Origin of the sequence: Streptomyces sp. HD, from assembly GCF_028369295.1 — a bacterium.
Classification (GTDB): domain Bacteria; phylum Actinomycetota; class Actinomycetes; order Streptomycetales; family Streptomycetaceae; genus Streptomyces.
Genome location: NZ_JAQMYP010000122.1, coordinates 1 through 3,734, shown reverse-complemented (window position 1 = coordinate 3,734; position 3,734 = coordinate 1). Strand labels below are relative to the sequence as shown.

Annotated in this window: 1 protein-coding gene; it reads left to right on the top strand. The window is 71.7% G+C overall.

The genetic code is table 11. The features are described 5' to 3' along the window. Nucleotides 1-3,734, top strand: a 3,734-nt coding sequence (locus tag POF73_RS45515; protein WP_272125423.1) for a type I polyketide synthase, incomplete at both ends; no start/stop codon positions are given.

Below are 3,734 nucleotides of genomic sequence, written 5' to 3'. Positions count from 1 at the left end.
ACCGTGCCGCCGCCGGGGCGCTGACCGGCCGCTGGCTGCTCGTCGTCCCGCAGGGACACCCCGACACCGACCTCACCACCTCCGTCTCCATTGCATTGACTCGCCACGGCGCCGACGTACGCGTCCTCGAACTCACGTCGTGCCACGCCCAGGCCGAGCTTCTGGACTCCGCGATCGACGAGGCGTTGGCCGACCTGGGGGCTCCCCTCAGCGGCGTACTGTCGCTGCTCGGATTGGACGAGGCCCCGTTGCCCGACCACCCCGTGCTGCCCACCGGGGCAGCGTTCACCGTCTCCCTCCTCCAGGCTCTGGGACGGGCCGGGGTGAGCGCGCCGCTGTGGTGTGCCACCCAGGGGGCCGTGGCCGTCGGGGACCAGGAGCCGGTCTCCCGGCCGGCGCAGGCCGCCGTCTGGGGGCTGGGCAGGGTCGCGGCCCTGGAGTTCCCGGAGCGCTGGGGCGGGCTGGTCGACCTTCCCGAGCGACTTGAGGGACGGGACACCGATGCTCTCTGCGCCGTATTGGCGTCGTACGGCGACACTGCCGAGGACCAGGTCGCCCTGCGCGGCAACAGCACCTTCGTACGGCGTCTCGTGCCGGCCCCCCTGACGCCGCGGACGAACCCGGCCGCCGGGCGGACCTGGAGGCCCCGCGGTACCGCGCTCGTGACCGGTGGAACCGGTGCGCTCGGCGCGCACGTCGCCCGATGGCTGGCGCGGGGCGGCGCCGAGGACGTGGTCCTGGTCAGCCGGCGCGGTACCACCGACGATGCGGGCTTCGCGGCACTGGAGTCCGAAGTCGCCGCGCTGGGCGCCCGGTTGACCGTCGCCGCCTGCGACATCGCTGACCGTGCGGCCCTGGTGGATCTGCTGAACTCCCTGCGCGAGGAGGGCCGTACCGTACGCACGGTGGTGCACGCCGCCGGTGTCGGTACCCTCGGGACGCTCACCGATCTCAGCATGGCGGAGTTCGCCGAGGTAGCCGCGGGCAAGGTCGCCGGGGCACAGCACCTCGCCGACGTCCTCGACCCGGCTGAAACCGATGCGCTGATCCTCTTCTCCTCCATCTCCGGCGTCTGGGGCGTCGCCGATCACGCCGCGTACGCCGCCGCCAACGCCACCCTGGACGCCCTCGCCGAGCACATGCGCCGGGCACGCGGGTTGCCGGTCCTCTCGGTGGCCTGGGGTCCCTGGGACGGTGGCGGCATGATCGCCGAGGAAATGCGCGATCCGCTGCGGCGCCGCGGCATCCCCGTCATCGCCCCGGAACCGGCGATGGTGGCGCTGCAGGAGGCGCTGGACCACGACGACACCGTCGTGGCCGTCGCGGACGTCGACTGGTCCCGCTTCGTGCCCGTCTTCAGTGCCGCCCGGCCCGCACCGCTCATAGCCGCGCTGGAACCGGACAACCAGCCCGCAGCCGCCGGGACGAGCGGCGCCCGGGCACGGGACGGACAGGGCACGGACACGGACACGGACACCTCGGTGTCGACGCTCGCCCAGCGGCTCGGCGCCCTGCCCGCCACCGAACACGACCGGTTCGTACAGGATCTCGTACGGGCCGAGGCGGCCGCCGTGCTCGGCCATGAGTCGGCGGACGCTGTCGACGCGGCGTACGCCTTCAAGGAGCTGGGCTTCGACTCGGTCAGCGCCGTCGAGCTGCGCAACCGTCTCACCTTCCGTACGGGGCTGAAGATCCCGACAACCGTGGTCTTCGACCACCCCACTCCGCTCGTCCTCGCCGCCCACCTCCGCCAACTGGCTCTCGGCGACGGTTCGGCACCACGCCAGCAGGACACGAACTCGCATGTTGCCACCGCCGGTTCGCGCGGTCACTCCACGGGCGACGAACCCATCGCCATCGTCGGCATGGGGTGCCGCTATCCGGGCGGCATCGCGTCCCCCGACGACCTGTGGCGCATCGTCAGCGACGGCGAGGACGTCATCACCGGCTTCCCCGCCGACCGAGGCTGGGACACGAGTCGGCTCTACGACCCCGACCCCGACCGGCACGGCACCAGCTACGTCCGGCACGGTGGCTTCCTGCACGACGCCGGGGAGTTCGACGCCGCCTTCTTCGGGATCTCCCCGCGCGAGGCGGCGGCCATGGATCCGCAGCAGCGGCTGCTCCTGGAGACGTCGTGGGAGGCGTTCGAGCGGGCCGGCATCGACCCGAAGACCCTGCGCGGCAGCAGCACCGGTGTCTTCACGGGCCTCACCGACCAGAACTACGGAACCCTGCTCAGCCGCGGCACCGACGGCACCGAGGGCTATCTCGTCACCGGCGCCTCGACCGCCGTCGCATCGGGCCGCGTCTCCTACGTCCTCGGCCTGGAGGGGCCGGCGGTGACCGTCGACACGGCGTGCTCGTCGTCGCTGGTCGCGCTGCATCTGGCGGTACAGTCCCTGCGTTCCGGCGAGTGCTCGATGGCGTTGTCGGGGGCCGCGATGGTCATGGCTGACCCTGCCCCGTTCGTGGGCTTCAGCCGTCAGCGGGGCCTCGCCCCCGACGGCCGCTGCAAGCCCTTCGCCGAAGCCGCCGACGGGTTCTCCCTCGCAGAGGGTGTGGGTGTGCTGCTGCTGGAGCGGCTGTCGGACGCCCGGCGCAACGGTCACCCCGTGCTGGCGGTGGTCCGTGGATCGGCGATCAACCAGGACGGTGCGAGCAACGGCCTCACCGCGCCCAACGGTCCCTCGCAGCAACGTGTGATCCGCGCCGCCCTCGCCGACGCCCGCCTCACCGGCGGTGACGTCGATGTCGTCGAGGCGCACGGCACGGGTACGCGGCTGGGCGACCCGATCGAGGCGCAGGCCCTGCTGGCGACCTACGGGCAGGACCGGCCGGATGAACAGCCGCTGCTCATCGGCTCGGTCAAGTCGAACATCGGGCACACGCAGACCGCGTCCGGTATGGCCGGCGTGATGAAGATGGTGTTCGCGATGCAGCACGGCCTCGTGCCCGGCACGCTGCATGTGGACGCACCGTCGTCGCATGTCGACTGGTCGGCGGGGGCGGTGTCGCTGCTGACGGAGGCCGTGCAGTGGCCGCAGATCGAGGGGCGTCCGCGCCGGGCGGGTGTGTCCTCGTTCGGGATCAGCGGCACCAATGCGCATGTGGTGCTGGAGGAGGCTCCGGTCGCGTCCGAGCCGGAGCCTGACGGTGCCGCTGCGCCGGTGTTCGGGGCTGGTGGTGTGGTGCCGTGGGTGGTGTCGGGTCGTGGTGGGGACGGGCTTGCCGGTCAGGCGAGTCGGTTGGCGTCATTCGTGGAGTCCGCTGAGGGTGAGTTGCGGCCGGTGGATGTCGCGTGGTCGCTGGCGGAAACGCGTACGGCGTTCGAGAACCGGGCTGTCGTCCAGGGTTGTGAACTGGGCGAACTCGCGGTGGGGTTGGGGGCGTTGGCTTCCGGTGAGGTGAGCGCTGCTGGTGTGGTGCGTGGCGCGGTCGCTGGTGGTGCTGACCGGGTGGCGTTCGTGTTCCCGGGTCAGGGGGCGCAGTGGGCCGGTATGGGACGCCAGTTGTGGGATGCGTCGCCGGTGTTCGCGGCGTCGATGGAGGCGTGTGAGGCCGCTCTTGCTCCTCATGTGGAGTGGTCGTTGAGTGATGTGGTGTGTGGCGGTAGTGACCTGGCTGATGTGGATGTGGTGCAGCCGGTGTCGTGGGCGGTGATGGTGTCGCTGGCGGCAGTGTGGCGTGCCTGCGGAGTTGAGCCGTCGGTGGTGGTGGGGCATTCGCAGGGG